15 protein-coding genes are annotated in these 18,348 nt (G+C 67.3%); 7 read left to right on the plus strand and 8 right to left on the minus strand.

Annotated elements, in window-relative coordinates; genetic code table 11:
- Positions 1-154: 154 nt before the first annotated feature.
- The 5 genes from ACJ7IV_RS11885 (at position 155) to ACJ7IV_RS11905 (ending at position 4,762) form a co-directional block, all read left to right on the plus strand.
- Positions 155-1,297 carry an ABC transporter substrate-binding protein gene (locus ACJ7IV_RS11885; protein ID WP_483864566.1) on the plus strand — a complete coding sequence of 381 codons (1,143 nt, stop codon included), beginning with the start codon at positions 155-157 and terminating at the stop codon, positions 1,295-1,297.
- 95 nt (positions 1,298-1,392) lie between these two features.
- Positions 1,393-2,313, plus strand: a complete 921-nt coding sequence (locus ACJ7IV_RS11890) for a branched-chain amino acid ABC transporter permease (RefSeq protein WP_483864567.1) — start codon at positions 1,393-1,395, stop codon at positions 2,311-2,313.
- Positions 2,314-2,398: 85 nt separating this feature from the next.
- On the plus strand, positions 2,399-3,340 hold the full coding sequence (locus tag ACJ7IV_RS11895; protein WP_483866584.1) for a branched-chain amino acid ABC transporter permease: 942 nt from the start codon (positions 2,399-2,401) through the stop codon (positions 3,338-3,340).
- Complete coding sequence (locus ACJ7IV_RS11900; RefSeq protein ID WP_483864568.1) at positions 3,333-4,076, plus strand: ABC transporter ATP-binding protein; 744 nt, start codon at positions 3,333-3,335, stop codon at positions 4,074-4,076. Before ACJ7IV_RS11895 ends, ACJ7IV_RS11900 begins: the two co-directional genes overlap by 8 nt.
- A 5-nt stretch (positions 4,077-4,081) precedes the next feature.
- A complete protein-coding gene (locus ACJ7IV_RS11905; protein WP_483864569.1) occupies positions 4,082-4,762 on the plus strand; it encodes an ABC transporter ATP-binding protein in 681 nt (226 codons plus the stop codon).
- Here ACJ7IV_RS11905 and ACJ7IV_RS11910 read toward each other — a convergent pair.
- The 4 genes from ACJ7IV_RS11910 to ACJ7IV_RS11925 form a co-directional block, all read right to left on the minus strand.
- Positions 4,747-5,607 carry an alpha/beta hydrolase gene (locus tag ACJ7IV_RS11910; RefSeq protein WP_483864570.1) on the minus strand — a complete coding sequence of 287 codons (861 nt, stop codon included), beginning with the start codon at positions 5,605-5,607 and terminating at the stop codon, positions 4,747-4,749. The two genes, ACJ7IV_RS11905 and ACJ7IV_RS11910, sit on opposite strands and share 16 nt — an antisense overlap.
- A 19-nt stretch (positions 5,608-5,626) precedes the next feature.
- Positions 5,627-6,130 carry a disulfide bond formation protein B gene (locus ACJ7IV_RS11915; protein ID WP_282039632.1) on the minus strand — a complete coding sequence of 168 codons (504 nt, stop codon included), beginning with the start codon at positions 6,128-6,130 and terminating at the stop codon, positions 5,627-5,629.
- A gap of 5 nt (positions 6,131-6,135) precedes the next feature.
- Positions 6,136-7,746, minus strand: coding sequence for a glutamate--cysteine ligase (gene gshA, locus ACJ7IV_RS11920; protein WP_483864571.1), 1,611 nt, complete (start codon positions 7,744-7,746; stop codon positions 6,136-6,138).
- Between the two features lie 229 nt (positions 7,747-7,975).
- On the minus strand, positions 7,976-10,330 hold the full coding sequence (locus tag ACJ7IV_RS11925) for a Tex family protein (protein ID WP_483864572.1): 2,355 nt from the start codon (positions 10,328-10,330) through the stop codon (positions 7,976-7,978).
- A gap of 260 nt (positions 10,331-10,590) precedes the next feature.
- Between ACJ7IV_RS11925 and ACJ7IV_RS11930 the strand changes: the two genes are divergently transcribed.
- Complete coding sequence (locus ACJ7IV_RS11930) at positions 10,591-12,300, plus strand: AMP-binding protein (protein ID WP_483864573.1); 1,710 nt, start codon at positions 10,591-10,593, stop codon at positions 12,298-12,300.
- Positions 12,301-12,419: 119 nt separating this feature from the next.
- Here the strand turns inward: ACJ7IV_RS11930 and ACJ7IV_RS11935 are convergent, their stop codons facing one another.
- From ACJ7IV_RS11935 to ACJ7IV_RS11950, 4 genes are all read right to left on the minus strand, one after another.
- The gene (locus ACJ7IV_RS11935) at positions 12,420-13,973 is read right to left on the minus strand and encodes a phosphoenolpyruvate carboxykinase (RefSeq protein ID WP_483864574.1); all 1,554 of its coding nucleotides are present in this window, start codon (positions 13,971-13,973) and stop codon (positions 12,420-12,422) included.
- Between the two features lie 304 nt (positions 13,974-14,277).
- On the minus strand, positions 14,278-15,153 hold the full coding sequence (gene hslO, locus ACJ7IV_RS11940) for an Hsp33 family molecular chaperone HslO (protein WP_483864575.1): 876 nt from the start codon (positions 15,151-15,153) through the stop codon (positions 14,278-14,280).
- 43 nt (positions 15,154-15,196) lie between these two features.
- Complete coding sequence (locus ACJ7IV_RS11945; protein WP_483864576.1) at positions 15,197-16,201, minus strand: glutathione S-transferase family protein; 1,005 nt, start codon at positions 16,199-16,201, stop codon at positions 15,197-15,199.
- Between the two features lie 100 nt (positions 16,202-16,301).
- On the minus strand, positions 16,302-17,216 hold the full coding sequence (locus tag ACJ7IV_RS11950; protein WP_483864577.1) for a LysR family transcriptional regulator: 915 nt from the start codon (positions 17,214-17,216) through the stop codon (positions 16,302-16,304).
- A gap of 100 nt (positions 17,217-17,316) precedes the next feature.
- Here ACJ7IV_RS11950 and ACJ7IV_RS11955 point away from each other — a divergent pair, with 100 nt between their 5' ends.
- A complete protein-coding gene (locus tag ACJ7IV_RS11955) occupies positions 17,317-18,186 on the plus strand; it encodes a pirin family protein (protein ID WP_483864578.1) in 870 nt (289 codons plus the stop codon).
- Positions 18,187-18,348 lie beyond the last annotated feature (162 nt).

Genomic DNA, 18,348 nt, shown 5'->3' on the forward strand with positions numbered 1-18,348 from the left:
TGTCAATCCTGCGACCGCAAACGTGGAGAACCCATGGCGTCAAGAGGACCATCGCGGCCTTTTCGATTGCCTGGCGCCGGCGTTTACTTGGTAGTCTATGTCGACGCCAACCACACCAAGCCACTGCTCAACAACAACACTCCCGAGGTTCTCCATGAAACAGCTTGCTCGCCTGGGTCTCGGCCTGCTCCTCGCCGGCGGCCTTGCCACCGCCCACGCCGAAGAGGTGAAGATCGGCATGATCACCACCCTCTCCGGGGGCGGCTCCCATCTGGGTGTCGACGTGCGCGACGCCTTCCTGCTGGCCATCGAACAGTCGGGTCGCGACGATATCGAGGTGCTGGTGCAGGACGATGCCCGCAAGCCCGATCTGGCGCGCAACCTGGCCAACGAGTTCATGCAGCGCGATGACGTGGACATCATGACCGGCATCATCTGGTCCAACCTGGCCATGGCCGTGGTGCCCTCGGTGGTGCGCCAGGGGACCTTCTACCTCTCTCCCAACGCCGGGCCCTCGGACCTCGCCGGGCGCATGTGCCACGAGAACTACTTCAACGCCGCCTACCAGAACGACAACCTGCACGGTGCCATGGGCGCCTGGATGCGCGAGCAGGGCTACGAGAACCCCATCATCATGGCCCCCAACTACCCGGCGGGTACCGATGCCCTGGCCGGCTTCAAGCACCTCTACGAGGGCGAGGTGGCCGACGAGCTCTACACCCAGATGGGCCAGACCGACTACGCCGCCGAGATCGCCCAGATCCGCGCCAGCGATGCCGACAGCCTGTTCTTCTTCCTGCCCGGCGGCATGGGCATCTCCTTCATGAAGCAGTGGCAGAACGCGGGCGTGGAGATGCCGGTGTTCGGCGCCGCCTTCTCCTTCGACGAGATCCTGATAAAAGCGGTGGGCGAGGCAGCCATCGGCGCCAGGAACACCTCGCTGTGGGCCTACGACCTCGACAAAGCCACCAATCACGCCTTCGTCGAAAGCTTCCGCGAGGCCTATGGCCGCATGCCGACCCTGTATGCCGCCCAGGGCTTCGATACCGCCAACCTGATCCTCTCCGCCCTGGAGAAGGCCCACCCCGACGACCAGGACGCCTTCCGCGAGGCGTTGCGCGAGGCAGACTTCGACTCGGTGCGCGGCGAGTTCCGCTTCGGCCCCAACCAGCATCCCATCCAGGACATCTATGTGCGCGAGGTGGTCGCAGGCGAGGATGGCGAGCCCACCAACCGCCTGCTCGGTATCGCCGTGGAAGATATCCAGGACGTCTACCACGTCGACTGCAAGATGTAAGTAGTAAGCGCGCTTTGCGCTTGTGAGTGGTGAGTCGTGAATGGCTGCCACTCACTATTCACCATTCACCATTCACCACGCACGGATCTTATCGCTTGTCAGCCACCCTGCTTCTCGAACAACTGATCAACGGCCTGCAGCTGGGCACCATGCTGTTCCTGATGGCCAGCGGCCTGACCCTGGTGTTCGGAGTCATGGGGCTGATCAACCTGGCCCACGGCTCCTTCTTCATGGTGGGCGCCTACCTCACCGCCGCGGTGACCTCCGCCAGCGGTTCCTTCCTGCTGGGCATTTCGGCGGGACTGCTGGGCGCCGCCGCGGTGGGTGCCGTGGTGGAACTGGTGGTGATCCGTCGCCTCTACCACCGCCCGCATCTTGACCAGGTGCTGGCCACCTTCGCACTGATCCTGATCTTCTCCGAGGGGACCCGCTGGCTGTTCGGCTCCTCGCCGCTGTGGTTGAACACGCCGCCGTGGCTGTCGGGCTTCGTCACCCTGCCCGGCGACGCCCGCTACCCGCTCTACCGCCTGGTGATCATCGGTGTGGGCATCAGCGTGGCGGTCGGCCTCTACCTGCTGATCTCGCGGACCCGGCTGGGCATGCGCGTGCGCGCCGGGGAGAGCGACCGCGAGATGATCGGCGCCTTGGGCATCGACATCTCGCGCCTCTACACCGCGGTGTTCGCGCTGGGGGCGGGGCTGGCCGGCCTGGCCGGAGCCATGGTCGGCGCGCTGCAATCGGTGCAGGTAGGCATGGGCGAGCCGGTGCTGATCCTCGCCTTCGTGGTGATCGTGATCGGCGGCATCGGCTCCATCAAGGGGGCGCTGTTCGGCGCCCTGCTGGTCGGCGTTGTGGACACCCTGGGTCGGGTCTTCCTGCCGCTGTTCTTCCGCGGCTTCCTGCCGCCTTCCGAGGCCACCGACGTGGGTGCCGCCCTGGCTTCGATGCTGATCTATATCCTCATGGCCGTGATCCTGGCCTTCAAGCCAAAGGGACTCTTCGCCGTCAATGACTGACCAGACGCCTTCCGGCACCCTCCCCGGCGACCTGCCCACCCGTCCACCGCGTCGCCTTGGCCGCCGGGGCACGGTGCAGCTCGTCATGCTCGCCCTGCTGCTGGTGCTGCCGGTGGCCGCCGACCTCACGGGGCACACCTACTACGTGACGCTCGCCTCACGGCTGACGCTGATCGCAATGGCCGCGGTAGGCCTCAACCTGGCGCTGGGCTACGGCGGCATGGTCAGCTTCGGCCACGCCGCCTACTTCGGCCTGGGCGGCTATGTGGCCGGCATCGGCGCCTACCACGCCTTCGACACCACCGCCTTCATGGGCATGCTCCCCGGCAGCGACAACCTGCTGGTGCTGTGGCCGCTGGCGATGCTGGCCTGCGGCCTGCTGGCGCTGCTGATCGGTGCCGTCTCGCTGCGCACCAGCGGGGTCTACTTCATCATGATCACCCTGGCCTTCGCCCAGATGGTCTACTACTTCGCCAACTCCTGGCCCACCTACGGTGGCCAGGATGGCCTGCCGATCTATATTCGCAACACCCTGCCAGGCCTGGATACCCAGGACCCGCTGACCTTCTTCCTGATCTGCTTCGCCGGCCTGGTGCTGGCCATGGCGCTCACCTCGCGGCTGATGGGCTCGCGCTTCGGCGCGGCACTCACCATGGCGCGACTCAACGACACCCGCCTGGCCACCGCCGGCATCAACCCCTATCCGGTGCGTCTGGTGAGCTTCGTCATCTCGGCGATGATCACCGGCCTGGCCGGTGCGCTGTATGCCGACCTCAACGGCTTCGTCAGCCCCAGCATGTTGAGCTGGCACATGTCCGGCGAGCTGATGGTGATCGTCATTCTCGGTGGCGTGGGCCGCCTCTACGGGCCCCTGGCCGGGGCCGTGCTGTATATCAGCATGGAGACCCTGCTCGGCGGGCTGACCGAGTACTGGCAGCTGTTCCTGGGCCTGGTGCTGCTCGGCGTGGTGCTGTTCGCCCGCCACGGCGTGATGGGCTGGCTGGCGGGGAGGGAGCCCCATGGCTGAGGCTGTGCTGGCCCTGGAGGGGCTCCACAAGCGCTTCGGCGCCCTGGCCGCGACCGACGACGTCTCGCTGACCCTGAGGCCCGGCGAGATCCACGCCCTCATCGGTCCCAACGGCGCCGGCAAGTCGACGCTGATCGCGCAGATCGCCGGCAGCCTGCGTCCCGACGCCGGACGCATCCTGCTCGGCGGCGAGGAGATCACCGGGTTGAGCGTCGCCGCCCGTGCCCGGCGCGGGCTGGGCCGCAGCTTCCAGGTCTCGTCGCTGGCCGAGCCGCTGCCAGCGATCCGCAACGTGATGATCGGTGTCCAGGCCCAGGCCGGCCACAGTTTCCGCTTCTGGAAGCCGGCGGAGCGCGACCCGCGCCTGATCGAACCGGCACTGGCGGCGCTTGCGCGCATGGGGCTGGCCCACCGCGCCTGGACGCCCGTGGCCGAGCTCTCCCACGGCGAACGCCGCGCGCTGGAGGTGGCTTGCGCCCTGGCGATGAAGCCTCGTGCCCTGCTCCTCGACGAGCCCATGGCCGGTCTCGGCCCCGAGGGCTCGGCGCGACTCACCGAGTTGCTCGAGTCGTTGAGGCTCGAGGTACCGATCCTGCTGATCGAACACGACATGCAGGCGGTGTTCCGGCTGGCCGAGCGCATCTCGGTGCTGGTCGCCGGTCGGGTCATCGCCCACGGTGATGGCGACACCATCCGTCGCGACCCGCAGGTTCGCGACGCCTACCTGGGAGAGTGACCGTCATGCTCAAGGTGGAAACCATCGAGACCCGCTACGGCCCGGCCCAGGCCCTGTTCGGGGTGGACCTGGCGGTGGAGGCTGGCCAGATGGTGGCGCTGATGGGGCGCAACGGCATGGGCAAGACCACCACCATCCGCTCGATCTTCGGGCTCACCCCACCCCACGCCGGGCGCATCACCTTCGAGGGGCGCGAGCTGCGCGGCCTGGCGCCCCACCGCATCGCCCGCCTAGGGCTGGGCCTGGTGCCGGAGGGACGACGCTGCTTCCCCAACCTGACGGTGCGCGAGAACCTGCTGGTGGCCGCACGCGCCGGCGAGTGGACACTGCAGCGGGTCGAGGCGCTCTTCCCGCGCCTGGGAGAGCGCGACCGCCAGGCCGCGGCGACCCTGTCCGGCGGCGAGCAGCAGATGTTGGCCATCGGCCGGGCGCTGATGACCAACCCGCGGCTGCTGGTGCTCGACGAGGCTACCGAGGGGCTCGCGCCGGTGATCCGTCGGGAGATCTGGCAGGCGATCGGCCGCCTCAAGGGCCAGGGCCAGGCGATCCTGATCGTCGACAAGAGCCTCTCGGAGCTGCTGCCCCTGGCCGATCGCTGCGTGCTGCTGGAGAAGGGCCGCAGCGCCTGGGCGGGCCCCGCCGAGGCGCTCACCGAGTCGCTGCGCGACCGCTATCTGGGAGTGTGAAACCCCATGACGGTCCTGGCCAGGCGTCCACTATCGAGATAGTGCTCGAGGATCGAGAAGTGGTCGTCGCCGGGCAGCACGGCCTGCTCGACCGCGATGCCCTGCTCGCCCAGGTGGGTGGCGTAGTCCGTCATCTGTCGGGTGAACTCGCCGGACTCCTCACCACCCGCCACCAGGCTCACTTTCGCCGCTACTCGGCTGGGCAGGAAGGCCGGGCTGAACTCGGCGACGTCGCGGCCATCGAGCCTGAGCTTGGGCTGTAGCCAGGACCAGGGGAAGGGGCCGAGGTCATACAGGCCACTGACGCATAGAGCTCCCCTGATCAGGTCGTTGGGCAGGCCGTAGACACCTTCCCAGTCGGTGGCCAATAACATCGCACACAAGTGCCCGCCGGCGGAGTGGCCGGAGACGCTGATGCTGGCCGGGTCGCAGCCCTCCTCGGCGGCGTGGCGATACGCCCAGGCCACGGCGGCGCGGGCCTGGCGCACGATCTCGGCGAAGCGCACCGTAGGACAGAGCGCATAGTTGACCACCCCCACCGAGATCCCGGCGGCCACCAGGTCGTCGACGATGAAGCCGAACTCCCGGTGGCCCAGCGAGCGCCAGTAGCCGCCGTGGAAGAAGAGGTGCAACGGCGCGCGCTCACCCTCCTTGCGATCCGCGGCGTGATAGAGATCGAGTCGCTCGGCCAGGCTGGGTCCGTAGGGCACGTCGCGGGATACGCGGTGGCGGGCAGCGTCGCTGCGTGCCCGCCAGTCGGCCACCAGCGCCGCCGGGTCGCGACCGATCATCGGATCGTAGGCGCGGTCGATGGCTTCCTGGGTGGCGAAGTCGCGGTAGAGCATGGCAATCCTCGACGGCAGTTCAGCGCTCGCGGAAGGCCGAGAGCAGCATGCCCAGCGGTGCCAGGGCCAGCACGATGAAGCCCACCAGGGTCCAGCCCGGCAGCGTGATGCCCAGGAACAGGAAGTCGATCTCGGCACACTCCCCGGAGCCGGAGAGCACCATGTTCACGACCTCCTGCAGCGGCAGGATATCCAGCATGTAGTCGAGGCCCGGGCCACAGCTGGGCACCTCGTCGGCGGGCAGCGACTGCAGCCACAGGTGGCGGCTCACCACGCCGATGCCGCCACCCACCGCGGCCAGGCCCAGCACGCCGTAGAGTGCTGAGCCGAGGCGACCGGCGGGGTTGTGGATGGCCGCCAGGGCGAACACCACGCCGGCACTTATCACCGCCACGCGCTGGAAGATGCACAGCGGGCAGGGTTCGAGGCCGACGATATGCTCGAGTCCCAGGGCCACCGCCATCATCAGGACACAGAAGGCCAGGCCGGCGAGGCTCCACTGGCGCACGGAGAGGCGAGACAGGGCACTCACTGGCTGACCCCATCGGTTACCCGGGATTCCCGGGCACGGGCGAAGTAGTCGCTCAGGAAGTCGGCGAAGGAGACGCGATCGGCGGCCTCGATCTCCGCCTGCTGGCGATGGGAGGTCTCCACCAGCTCGTCGAAGAGCCTCTCGCGGCCGGGGTCCATGGGCTCCTGGCGCAGCCGCTCGGCCTGCTCCCGGGCAATGCCCAGCATCGCCTCGGAAAGCTCCTCGTTACGCTCCTGCAGGCGTGCCAGCAGCTGGCCGGAGGGAGTCAGTGCGGGATCCTCCAGCCGCGGCAGCATGGCGGCCACGGCATCGGCGTGGGGCGTACCCTCCTCCAGGCGGTCGAGCAGCTCGGCCACCCGACGCATCTCGCCGAGGATCTCGCCGCCCCAGTCGGCCACGCTGCGCGGGGTGCCGGCGTGGCACAGGCGCAGCTCGGGATCGCGGCCGCGCTCCACCACCAGGCGCCGGTTATCGTCGAGGGTGTCGCACTCGGGATCGGGGATCCACGGGCTCTCGGACAGCAGGCACCACATCACGAAGGTGTCGATGAAGTGGATCTGGGGCTCGTCCACGCCCAGGGTGAGCAGCGGATTGAGGTCGAGACAGCGCACCTCGATATACTCCACCCCGCGGGCCTCCAGGGCCTGGCTGGGGGTCTCGTCGTGACGGGCCACCCGCTTGGGCCGAATATCGCTGTAGTACTCGTTCTCGATCTGCAGGATGTTGGCATTGAGCTGGCGCCACTCGCCATTCTCGTTGACGCCCAGCGCCTCGTAGGCGGGCCACGGCGTGGAGATGGCGTGGCGCAGGGTGTTGACGTAGTTGGAGAGCGAATTGAAGCAGATCTTGAGCTGCTCCTGCACCTTGTTCTGGTAACCCAGGTCCGACATGCGCAGGCTGGTGGCGTAGCGCGAGATCAGCGTCTCCTCGCCGTGGGCCTCGAGCTTCTCGGGGATCCGACCGTCGGGCAGGAAGCTGCGGTCGATGGCCGGCGAGGCGCCGAACAGGTAGAGCAGCAGCCAGCTGTGGCGGCGGAAGTTGCGGATCAGGCCGAAGTAGCGCGCCGATCGATAGTCGTTCAGCGGCGTGTCCTGGGCACCATCGAGATCACGCAGCAGCGTCCACAGGTCGTCGGGCAGCGAGACGTTGTAATGCACCCCGGCGATGGCCTGCATGATGCGCCCGTAGCGCACGTCGAGCCCCTGGCGATAGACCCGCTTCATGGTGCCCACGTTGGAGCTGCCATAGTCGGCGATGGGGATGCTGTCGTTGCCGTCGAGGCGCGCCGGCATGCTGCCCGGCCAGATCAATTCATCACCCAGGTAGCGATAGCTGAAGCGGTGCAGGTCGCCGAGGAACTCCAGGGCATCGGCGGGCCGACAGGTGACCGGCGTGATGTACTCGAGCAGCGCCTCGGAGTAGTCGGTGGTGATATGCGGATGGGTCAGCTTGGAGCCCAGCGCATGGGGATGCAGCGTCTGGGCGACGCGCCCCTCGGGGTCGACGCGCAGCCCCTCCTTCTCGAGGCCGCGACGCAGTCGGCTGAACTCACCCTGGCGGGCATGGCCCTCCAGGCGGGAAACAAGACTGGCGAGTGTATCGGACAAGGTAACACCCCTTGTGTTGGAAAGGCGCGATGGTAGGCGCCGAGGCGGCACGCCTCGCTGATAGTGATACGGGCGCCAAAGCGGCGCCCGTAAAATATGCTGATTATGGTGCCTGATGCGCCGGATTCAAAGTTTAGCCGGCTATTTACCAGGTCGATCGTAGATAGCCCTCACGCCGGGAAACTGCGATAGCCCTGGGCTATTGGCCAGTTGTTACTGCAGCTGTCCGTCAGCTTTTCTTCCTGGCCTTGAGCAACGCGGCCCCCAGGGCACCCATCTGCCCGCCCTGGCCGGCATCGCTGCCGCGCCCGGCGCCCTTGCGCGGCGGCTTCTGGCCGCCGCGGGCTTGGCGCTCGCCACCACCGCGGCGGGGCTTCTCGCCCTCCTCGCCCGGCTGGTCGTCGAGGCGCATGGAGAGCCCGATGCGGGCACGCTCCAGGTCGACGCTCATCACCTTCACCCTGACGATATCGCCGGCCTTGACCACCGAGCGCGGGTCCTCGACGAACTTGTCGGATAGCGCCGAGATATGCACCAGGCCATCCTGGTGCACGCCGATATCGACGAAGGCGCCGAAGTGGGTGACGTTGGTGACGCTGCCCTCGAGGATCATCCCCGGCTCCAGGTCGTTGAGGGTCTCGACCCCCTCACGGAACTCCGCGGCCTTGAACTCGGGGCGCGGGTCGCGGCCCGGCTTGTCGAGCTCGACCAGGATATCGGTGATCGTGGGCACCCCGAAACGCTCGTCGGCGAACTCGGCGGGCTTGACCGCCTTGAGGGTGGCGCTGTCGCCGATCAGGCTGGAAAGCTCTCGGCCACTCCTCTCCGCGATGCGCTCCACCAGGGGGTAGGCCTCGGGGTGCACGGCGCTGGCGTCGAGCGGGTTGTCGCCGTTCATGATGCGCAGGAAGCCGGCACACTGCTCGAAGGTCTTGGGGCCCAGGCGACTGACTTCGAGCAGCTGCCGGCGACTGGCGAAAGGTCCCTCGGCGTTGCGCCGCGCGACGATGGCTTCGGCCAGCGCCGGCGAGAGGCCCGCCACCCGCGAGAGCAGCGCGCTCGAGGCGGTGTTGAGATCGACGCCGATGGCGTTCACGCAGTCCTCGATCACCGCCTCCAGGCTTCGCGACAGCTGCACCTGGGAGACGTCATGTTGGTACTGACCCACACCGATGGACTTGGGCTCGATCTTGACCAGCTCGGCCAGCGGGTCCTGCAGGCGGCGGGCGATGGAAACCGCGCCGCGGATGGTGACATCGAGGTCGGGCAGCTCGCGGGAGGCATACTCCGAGGCGGAGTAGACCGAGGCACCGGCCTCGCTGACCATCACCTTGGAGAGCGAGCGCTTGCCAGCCAGCCGCTTGACCAGGTCGCCGGCGAGCTTGTCGGTCTCGCGACTGGCGGTGCCGTTGCCCACGGCGATCAGCGCCACGTCATGCTTCTCCACCAGCCTGGCCAGCTCGGCCAGCGAGGCGTCCCAGGCGTTACGCGGGGCGTGGGGGTAGATGGTGGCGTGCTCGAGGAACTGGCCGGTGGCGTCGACCACGGCAACCTTGCAGCCGGTGCGCAGGCCCGGGTCGATGGCAAGGGTCGCCTTCTGCCCCGCCGGGGCGGCCAGCAGCAGGTCCTTGAGGTTGGCGGCGAAGACCTCGATGGCCTCGAGCTCGGCGCGCTCGCGCAGCCGACCCAGCAGTTCGGTCTCGAGATGGGTGTAGAGCTTGACCCGCCAGGTCCAGCGCACCACGTCGCGCAGCCACTTGTCCGCGGCGCGCCCCTCGTCATGGACCTCGAAGTGTCGGGCGATGGCCACCTGGGCGGGATGGATCGGTGCCTCTTCCTCGCCGGGCAGGCGGATGGCCAAGGTCAGCACACCCTCGTTGCGGCCGCGGAACATGGCGAGCGCGCGATGCGACGGCGCCTTGGCGAGCTTCTCGTCGTGCTCGAAGTAGTCGGAGAACTTGGCGCCCTCGGCCTCCTTGCTCGGGATCACCCGGGCAGAGAGCTCTCCCTCGCTCCACAGCCGCTCGCGCAACCGCCCCACCAGCTCGGCATCCTCGGCAAAGCGCTCCATCAGGATCTGGCGCGCACCATCCAGGGCCGCCTTGGCGTCCTCGATGGCGGGAATATCACCTTCCGCGGGGCGCAAGTAGTTGGCCGCCTCGGCCTCCGGGTCCAGGGTGGGGTCGGCCAGCAGGGCGTCGGCCAGGGGCTCGAGGCCCGCTTCGCGGGCGATCTGGGCCTTGGTGCGGCGCTTCTTCTTGTAGGGCAGGTAGAGGTCTTCCAGGCGCTGCTTGGTATCGGCGGCCTGGATCAGCCCGGCGAGCTCGTCGCTGAGCTTGCCCTGCTCGTCGATGGCCGTCAGCACCGTGGCGCGGCGCTCCTCCAGCTCACGCAGGTAACCCAGGCGCTCATGGAGCTGGCGCAGCTGGGTGTCGTCGAGCCCGCCGGTCACCTCTTTGCGATAGCGGGCAATGAAGGGCACGGTCGCCCCGCCGTCGAGCAGCTCTAGCGTGGCCGAGACCTGCTGTGGACGAACGGAAAGCTCCTCGGCGAGGCGCGTGATGATGCGTTTGGTGGCGTCCATGTAACCCCTTCACTGATGCTCGAAAAACGATCGCGACAAGGTATCACAAACGCCGGGACGAGCCACGCACGGCCGCCGCCACCACGGGGCAGGCAACTTTAGTCCAAGCGTTCGCTTGGTTCTTGGACAGGCAGGCCAGAATCTGGCTAGAGTTTCTAGCCTCAGCACCTTTTACACCGTCGTGCAGCATCACGCTCGGCAGCAAGAACACGCTCGACAACGCTTTCGATAACGCTCTCAACAACAAGAAGGATCAGAACATGCCGACACCATCGAGTTCTCCGGCGCTGGAGCGCTTCCTCGCCGCCCGCGACTTCCTGCAGGCCAACCGCGAGGACTATGACACCGCCTATCGCGACTTCCGCTGGCCGACGTTCAGCGAGTTCAACTGGGCCTTGGACTACTTCGACGTCATGGCCCGGGACAATGACGCCCCGGCGCTGTGGATCGTCGAGGAGGATGGCCGGGAGGCGAAGCTTAGCTTCGCCGAGATGGCGCGGCGCTCCAACCAGGCCGCCAACTGGCTGCGCTCCCTGGGCGTGGCGCGGGGCGACCGGGTGCTGCTGATGCTGGGCAACGAGGTGCCGCTGTGGGAGGTGATGCTGGCCTCCATCAAGCTCGGTGCGGTGATCATTCCCGCGACCACCCTGCTGACCCCGGAGGATCTCGAGGATCGCATCACCCGCGGCCAGGTCCGCCACCTGGTGATCGGCCATGAGCATCTGGACAAGTTTGCGGGCCGCCAGGACGGCCTGACGCGCATCGCCGTGGGCGGCGCCGCCGAAGGCTGGCATGACTTCGCCGAGTCACACAACGCCAGCGACGCCTTCACCCCCGACGGGCCGACCCCCGCCGACGACCCCATGCTGCTCTACTTCACCTCGGGCACCACTTCCCAGCCCAAGCTGGTCACCCATACCCATCAGTCCTACCCGGTGGGGCATCTCTCCACCCTCTACTGGATCGGCCTGCAGAAAGGGGACCGCCACCTCAACATCAGCTCGCCGGGCTGGGCCAAACACGCCTGGAGCTGCTTCTTCGCCCCCTGGAACGCCGGCGCCTGCGTGTTCCTCTACAACTATTCGCGCTTCGACGCCGCCGCCCTGCTGAAGGTGCTGACGGACTACGAGATCACCACCCTGTGCGCACCGCCCACGGTATGGCGACTGCTGATCCAGCAGGACCTGGCCGCCCACCGAGTCGCCCTGCGCGAGGCGGTGGCCGCCGGCGAACCCCTCAACCCCGAGGTGATCGAGCAGGTGCGACGCGCCTGGGGCATCACCATCCGCGACGGCTTCGGCCAGACCGAGACCACCGCCCAGATCGGCAACTCCCCGGGCCAGCCGCTCAAGGCAGGCTCCATGGGGCGCCCCCTGCCCGGCTACCGGGTGGCGATGCTGGATGCCGAGGGTCAGCCGGCAAGCGAAGGGGAGGTAGCCCTGGCCCTGGGTGAGGAGCGTCCCGCCGGCCTGATGGTGGGCTATGCCAACGACCCGGAGCGCACGGCGGCGGCCATGCAGGGCGGCTATTACCGCACCGGCGACGTGGCAAGCATCGATGACCAGGGCTACATCACCTACGTGGGCCGGGCCGACGATGTCTTCAAGGCGTCCGACTATCGCATCAGCCCCTTCGAGCTGGAGAGCGTGCTGATCGAGCACCCTGCGGTGGGCGAGGCGGCCATCGTGCCCAGCCCCGACCCGGTGCGCAGCTCAGTACCCAAGGCCTATATCATTCCCGCCGCCGGCTACGAGCCCAGCGCCGAACTGGCCCGGGATATCCTCGCCTTCGCCCGGGAGCGACTGGCGCCCTACAAGCGCATCCGCCGGCTGGAGTTCGCCGACCTGCCCAAGACCATCTCGGGCAAGATCCGCCGGGTGGAGCTGCGCCAGGCCGAGGTACACAAGGCCAGCGATGAGCGCGGCGAGCTGGAGTTCCGGGAGGAGGACTTCCCCGACCTCAAGGAGTGAAACAACAAGCGCCGGATTAAGGTTGCAGACCTCCCACCATACGAAAGAACCCGGCACCGTCTAGGCGGTGTCGGGTTCTTTCATGCAACAGGGCCCCGCAAGGGCCCCGAGTGCTGTGCTCAGGTCAGGCTGGGGCCCGCCTTGACGATCGCGTCGCTGACGCCGTCGAACTTCTTGAAGTTGTCGACGAACTTGGCGGCCAGCTCCTGACACTGACGGTCGTAGGCGTCCTTGTCTTCCCAGGTCTCACGGGGGTTGAGCAGGCTGGAGTCGACGCCCGGCACCGCGGTGGGCACGTCGAGGTTGAGGCCATCGAGGCGCTGGGTCTCGACCTCGCGCAGCATGCCGGACTGAATGGCACTGATGATGGCGCGGGTAGTCGGGATGGAGAAGCGCGAACCGCCTTCGCCGTAGGCACCGCCGGTCCAGCCGGTGTTGACCAGGTAGACCTGGGCGTCCTTCTCTTCCACGCGCTTGATCAGCAGGTCGGCGTACTCACGCGCCGGACGCGGGAAGAACGGCGCGCCGAAACAGGTGGAGAAGGTGGCGGCCAGGCCCTCGGAGGAGCCCATCTCGGTGGAGCCCACCTTGGCGGTGTAGCCGGAGAGGAAGTGGTAGGCCGCGGCCTCCTTGGAGAGCACGGAGACCGGGGGCAGTACGCCGGACATGTCGCAGGTCAGGAAGACGATGGCGTTGGGCTCGCCGGCGCGGTTCTCGGGAACGCGCTTCTCGACGTGCTCCAGCGGATAGGCGGCACGCGAGTTCTGGGTCAGGCTGTCATCGGCGTAGTCCGGCTCGCGGCGATCGTCGAGGACCACGTTCTCCAGCACGGTGCCGAACTTGATGGCGTTCCAGATGACCGGCTCGTTCTTCTCGGAGAGGTCGATGCACTTGGCGTAGCAGCCGCCCTCGATGTTGAAGACGGTACCCGGACCCCAGGCGTGCTCGTCGTCACCGATCAGGTAGCGCGCCTGGTCGGCGGAGAGGGTCGTCTTGCCGGTACCGGAGAGGCCGAAGAACAGGCAGGTCTCGCCGTCCTCGCCGACGTTGGCGGAGCAGTGCATCGGCAGCACGTCGAACTCGGGCAGCAGGAAGTTCTGCACCGAGAACATCGCCTTCTTCATCTCGCCGGCGTAGCGCATGCCGGCAATCAGCACCTTCTTCTCGGCGAAGTTGATGATCACGGTGCCGTCGGAGTTGGTGCCATCGCGGGACGGGTCACACTCGAAGCTGGCGGCGTTGAGGATGGTCCACTCCGCCTTGGCAGAGGGGTTGTAGGCCTCGGGGCGCACGAACATGGTGCGGCCGAACAGGTTCTGCCAGGCGGTTTCGGTCTGCACGCGTACCGGCAGGTAGTAGTCCGGGTCGCTGCCCACGTGCAGCTCGGAGACATAGTGCTCCTTGCCGGTCAGGTAGGCCTCGACACGATCCCAGAGGGCCGCAAACTTCTCGGCGTCGAAGGGACGGTTGACGCTGCCCCAGTCGATCTTGGCGCTGGTGGAGGGCTCGTCGACGATATAACGATCCTTGGGCGAGCGACCGGTACGCACGCCGGTGCTCACCACCAGGGCGCCGTTGGCGGCCAGGCGGCCTTCGCCGCTGGCCACTGACCGCTCGATCAGTTCGGCGCTGCTGAGATTGACGTGGGCGTGAGAAGCTTGGGGTGTGGTCATGTCGATTCCTGGGCCGTGGGCCGATTCTCTCGTGTGCCTGGCGTCGCCGAAGACGCGGAAAAGCCGGGGGAGGGATCGCGACCGGACGGACGGTGGGCCGTCCTCTTTGAGCGGTCGCGTCTGAAAGCGGCGCCATTATGGCAAAAAGGACCGGGGCGGGAAACGCCCTTTTTAGGCGGAATTCATGTAGTTTTTCTACAACATGAAAGAATTTCGCCGCCGATATTCTTGTGCAGCGCAATATCGGCGGCGGTAACCAGGCTGATGACTCTGCTGAGCCGGCCCGGCACTGGCGATCAGGTGCTCAGTGCAGGGTCGCCGGCGGCTCGCTGGCACCGGCCAGCAGCGCCTCGACCTCCTCCGGTGAGAAGGCGTAGCGGGTGTGACAGAAGTGGCACTGGGTCTCGATGCCGCCCTGCTCCGCGACCACGTCGCGCAGTTCCTCGGCACCCAGCGTCACCAGCGCATCGGCGATGCGCTCCCGTGAGCAGGTGCAGCCGAAACGCAGCGCCTTGGGCTCGAAGACTCGCACCGTCTCCTCGTGGTAGAGGCGCTGGAGCAGCTCCTTGGGGGTAAGACCCAGCAGCTCCTCCTCCTTGACGGTCGCCGCCAGGTGCACGCTGCGCTCCCAGGCGTCGAGATCCTGGTTCTGGGACTCATCAGGCATGCGCTGCAGCAGCAGCCCGCCGGCGCGTCGGCCATCGGCGGCCAGCCACAGCCGGGTGGGCAACTGCTCGGACTGGGCGAAGTAGTCGGCCAGACAGTCGGCCAGGCTATCGCGATCCAGGGCGACGATGCCCTGATAGCGATGCCCCTCGCGGGGGTCCAGGGTGATCATGATCTGTCCCTCGCCCACCAGTTCACGGAAGCCGGCCTCCTCGCCGGGGATCGCCGCGTCCTCGGCCATGCGGGCGATGGCGCGCAGCTCTCCGCCGGGGTTGGATTCGGCCATCAGCAGGGCCAGGGCACCGCTGCCGCGCACCTCGATACTCAGGGTGCCGTCGAGCTTGACGGTGTCAGTGAGCAGGGCCACCGCGGCGAGCAGTTCGCCGAGCAGGTGATTCACCGCCGGGGGATAGGCGTGGCGATCGAGGACCTCGGAATAGGCCTGCTCGAGGGTGACGAGCTCGCCGCGCACGTTGGTGTTGTCGAACAGGAAGCGCTGGATCTGGTCGGTCATGGGACTCGTATCTGGATATGAAGTTGGGCGCATTCTACCAGCCTCACCCCTTCTCGCGGATACCCTGCCCCGGCAGGCGCTCACGGCCGTGGGGGCGCGAAAGCTCGAGGATGGGGCCGTGGGGCACGATCCGCGTGGGATTGATGGTGTCGTGGCTGTAGTAGTAGTGGCGCTTGATATGGTCGAAGTCCACTGTCTCCTTCACCCCCGGCCACTGGTAGAGCTCGCGCAGATAGTTCGAGAGGTTGGGGTAGTCCTCGATGCGCCGCAGGTTGCACTTAAAGTGGCCGTGATAGACGGTATCGAAGCGCACCAGGGTGGTGAACAGGCGAATATCCGCCTCGGTGAGCCACTCGCCTGCCAGGTAGCGGTGCTCGGCCAGGCGTGCCTCCATGCGGTCCAGCGCCGCGAACAGCGCCACCACGTGCTTCTCGTATACCGCCTGCTCGGTGGCGAAACCGGACTTGTAGACGCCGTTGTTGATGTGGTCATAGACATCGGCGTTGACCGCGTCGATGGTCTCGCGCAGGTCCTCGGGATAGAAGTCCAGGCGGTTGCCGGTGAGCTCGTCGAAGGCGCCATTGAACATGCGCAGCAGCTCGGCCGACTCGTTGTTGACGATCCGCCCTGCCTGCTTGTCCCACAGCGCCGGCACCGTGACCCGGCCGGTGTAGTGCGGATCGGTCATGGTATAGAGCTCGCGGTGATAGGCCACGCCGTTGACGGGGTCGCCGCTCGAGCCCTCGGACTCCTCGTAGGTCCAGCCCTGGTCGAGCATCAGCGGACTGACGTGGGAGAGGCCGACAAGCCCATCAAGCCCCTTTAGCCTGCGCATGATCATCACGCGGTGGGCCCAGGGGCAGGCCAGGGAGACATAGAGGTGGTAGCGCCCCGCCTCGGCGGGCAGTCCCGGCTGGCCATCGGGGCCGGCGCCGCCGTCACGGGTAATCCAGTCACGCAGCTGGGCGGACTCGCGCACGAACTCGCCACCGTGCTTGTCGGTGTCGTACCACTGGTCGTGCCACTTGCCGTCGATCAACAGGCCCATGGGGATCCTCCTCTGGTGGGCGACCTTCGCCGCCGATAGGTCGGTATTCCCCTAGCGTAGTGCGAAACTATCGACGCTTCAGCGCATATTCTGGGCGCTTTCATTCGATAGCATCGAATTCAATCTCGCCAGGAACGCGCTGAACCTCCGTGGTCAGGGCACCGGCCAGGAAGCGGGTCGCGGGTCCGGCGCGGTCGCGGTCGCGATGGATCAGCTGCACGGGGATCTCACGGATACCGCCGGCGGTGAGCGGCAGCGGCTGGAGGCGCCCGCTATCGAGTGCCTGGCGAATCCGCGTCTCCGGCAGCCAGGCGAAGCCGAGGCCACGCTCCAGCATGTCGATGGAGGTCTCCAGGTGGCTCAGGGTCCAGCGCTGCTCGGCCTTGAGCCAACCGGCATCCATGGATTGCCGCAGCGCCGAGTCGCGCACCACCAGCTGGCGGTGCTGCACCAGGTCCCGCAGGTCCAGCGGCCGCCCCAGCCGATGCAGCGGATGCTGCGAATGGGCAACCGCCACGAAACGCACGGTGGCCAGCGGTTCGCCCAGGAACCCCTGGGCGGAGAGGCCCGAGATCACCAGGTCGGCCCGGCCGTCGTAGAGCATCTCGATGCCGCCGTTGAGCACCGTCTCGTGAAGCTGTACCCGCACATGGGGATAGGCCGCGGAGAAGGTGGCCAGGGCGCGGGCCAGGGCATCGGGGGGAAACACCTGGTCCACCGCCACTACCACTTCGGCCTCGAGGCCCTCGGCGAGGCTGCCTGCCACCTCTTCCAGCGCCGCTGCACTCTCGATCAGCTGCCGTGCGCGGCGCAGCAGCATCTCGCCCGCCTCGGTCAGGCGCACCTGGCGCCCGGCCGGCTCCAGGACACGCACCCCGAGCTGCTCCTCCAGCTTGTGCACCGCATGGTTGAGGGTGGAGGGACTCTTGTGGATCGCCTCGGCGGCACGCGCAAAACCACCGTGATCGACGACCGCCGCCAACATCTGCCACTGGGCCAGGGTGACACGGGACATTTCGAACTCCTCGAACATACAAAGCGAAACTATGCGCTTAAGTTTCGAAAAAACCGACCTAAAATACCAGCGAGACATCAATCACCACGAGGCAATCCCCATGAGTTCCTCCCGACTCCGCCAGGTCCAGCAGCTGCAGCCGAGCCAGCCCAGCCAGGACGGCGACGGCGTCAAGATCCGCCGCATCCACGACTTCGGCGGCGGCCTGGACCCCTTCCTGATGCTCGATGAGCTTGGCTCAGAGCGGGCCGACGACTATATCGGTGGCTTCCCGCCGCATCCCCACCGCGGCATGCAGACCCTGACCTATGTACTCCACGGTGGCCTGACCCACGAGGACCACCTGGGACACTCCAGCACCATCCGCGCCGGCGATGCCCAGTGGATGCACACCGGCCGCGGCATCATCCATTCAGAGATGCCACTCACCGACAGCCAGGGCCTGCACGCCTTCCAGCTGTGGATCAACCTGGCCGCCAGCGAGAAGATGAGCGCCCCTACCTATCGTGACGTGCGCGCCACCGAAATGCCGCGGCTGGGCCGCCTGGCCGCGGACGCCCGAGGCAGCGAGCTGACCGCCCTGGGGGGACGCTGGCAGCGCGACGATGGCGAGGCCATCGAGGGGCCGCTGGATGGCCTGGCCGGCCAGGCTGGCGTGGCCCATGTCCGCCTGGGGCCGGTGAGCGAGCTTGCGCTGCGCGTCGATGCCCCGACCCTGCTGGTCTACGTGTTCGCGGGCGAACTCGAGGTCGGCGAGACTCGGGTACCGGCCGGCCAGCTGGCGCGCCTGGGCAACGGCAACCGCCTCATGCTATCCAGCGCCGAGGGCGCCGACGCCCTGTTGCTGGCGGGCACTCCCCACGGCGAGCCCATCGCTCATTACGGGCCCTTCGTGATGAATCACCAGCATGAGCTGGATCAGGCGCTACGCGACTATCGCGATGGCAGCTTCGCCGACGGTACGGCCTGAGCACCGACCGAAGGTTGCCGGCCGGGGTTGCAATCTCCGGCCAGCTTCGTTCCAATGGATACTTAGAAAACAGCGTTCACACCACCCTCTTCCACCCTGCGGATCGGCACGCTGGCTGCTCGGGGCGACACAGCTGTGTATGCATACAGCCTAGGCAGCACC

Source organism: Halomonas sp. C10-5 (genome assembly GCF_057169305.1).

What these genes read in the sequence shown, in the direction of transcription:
- ACJ7IV_RS11955 (WP_483864578.1), top strand. Translation starts at nt 17,317, where the DNA reads ATGAGTTCCTCCCGACTCCGCCAGGTCCAGCAGCTGCAGCCGAGCCAG.
- ACJ7IV_RS11895 (WP_483866584.1), top strand. Translation starts at nt 2,399, where the DNA reads ATGCTCGCCCTGCTGCTGGTGCTGCCGGTGGCCGCCGACCTCACGGGG.
- ACJ7IV_RS11950 (WP_483864577.1), bottom strand. Translation starts at nt 17,216, where the DNA reads ATGTCCCGTGTCACCCTGGCCCAGTGGCAGATGTTGGCGGCGGTCGTC.
- ACJ7IV_RS11905 (WP_483864569.1), top strand. Translation starts at nt 4,082, where the DNA reads ATGCTCAAGGTGGAAACCATCGAGACCCGCTACGGCCCGGCCCAGGCC.
- ACJ7IV_RS11925 (WP_483864572.1), bottom strand. Translation starts at nt 10,330, where the DNA reads ATGGACGCCACCAAACGCATCATCACGCGCCTCGCCGAGGAGCTTTCC.
- ACJ7IV_RS11885 (WP_483864566.1), top strand. Translation starts at nt 155, where the DNA reads ATGAAACAGCTTGCTCGCCTGGGTCTCGGCCTGCTCCTCGCCGGCGGC.
- ACJ7IV_RS11935 (WP_483864574.1), bottom strand. Translation starts at nt 13,973, where the DNA reads ATGACCACACCCCAAGCTTCTCACGCCCACGTCAATCTCAGCAGCGCC.
- ACJ7IV_RS11900 (WP_483864568.1), top strand. Translation starts at nt 3,333, where the DNA reads ATGGCTGAGGCTGTGCTGGCCCTGGAGGGGCTCCACAAGCGCTTCGGC.
- ACJ7IV_RS11910 (WP_483864570.1), bottom strand. Translation starts at nt 5,607, where the DNA reads ATGCTCTACCGCGACTTCGCCACCCAGGAAGCCATCGACCGCGCCTAC.
- hslO (WP_483864575.1), bottom strand. Translation starts at nt 15,153, where the DNA reads ATGACCGACCAGATCCAGCGCTTCCTGTTCGACAACACCAACGTGCGC.
- ACJ7IV_RS11930 (WP_483864573.1), top strand. Translation starts at nt 10,591, where the DNA reads ATGCCGACACCATCGAGTTCTCCGGCGCTGGAGCGCTTCCTCGCCGCC.
- ACJ7IV_RS11945 (WP_483864576.1), bottom strand. Translation starts at nt 16,201, where the DNA reads ATGGGCCTGTTGATCGACGGCAAGTGGCACGACCAGTGGTACGACACC.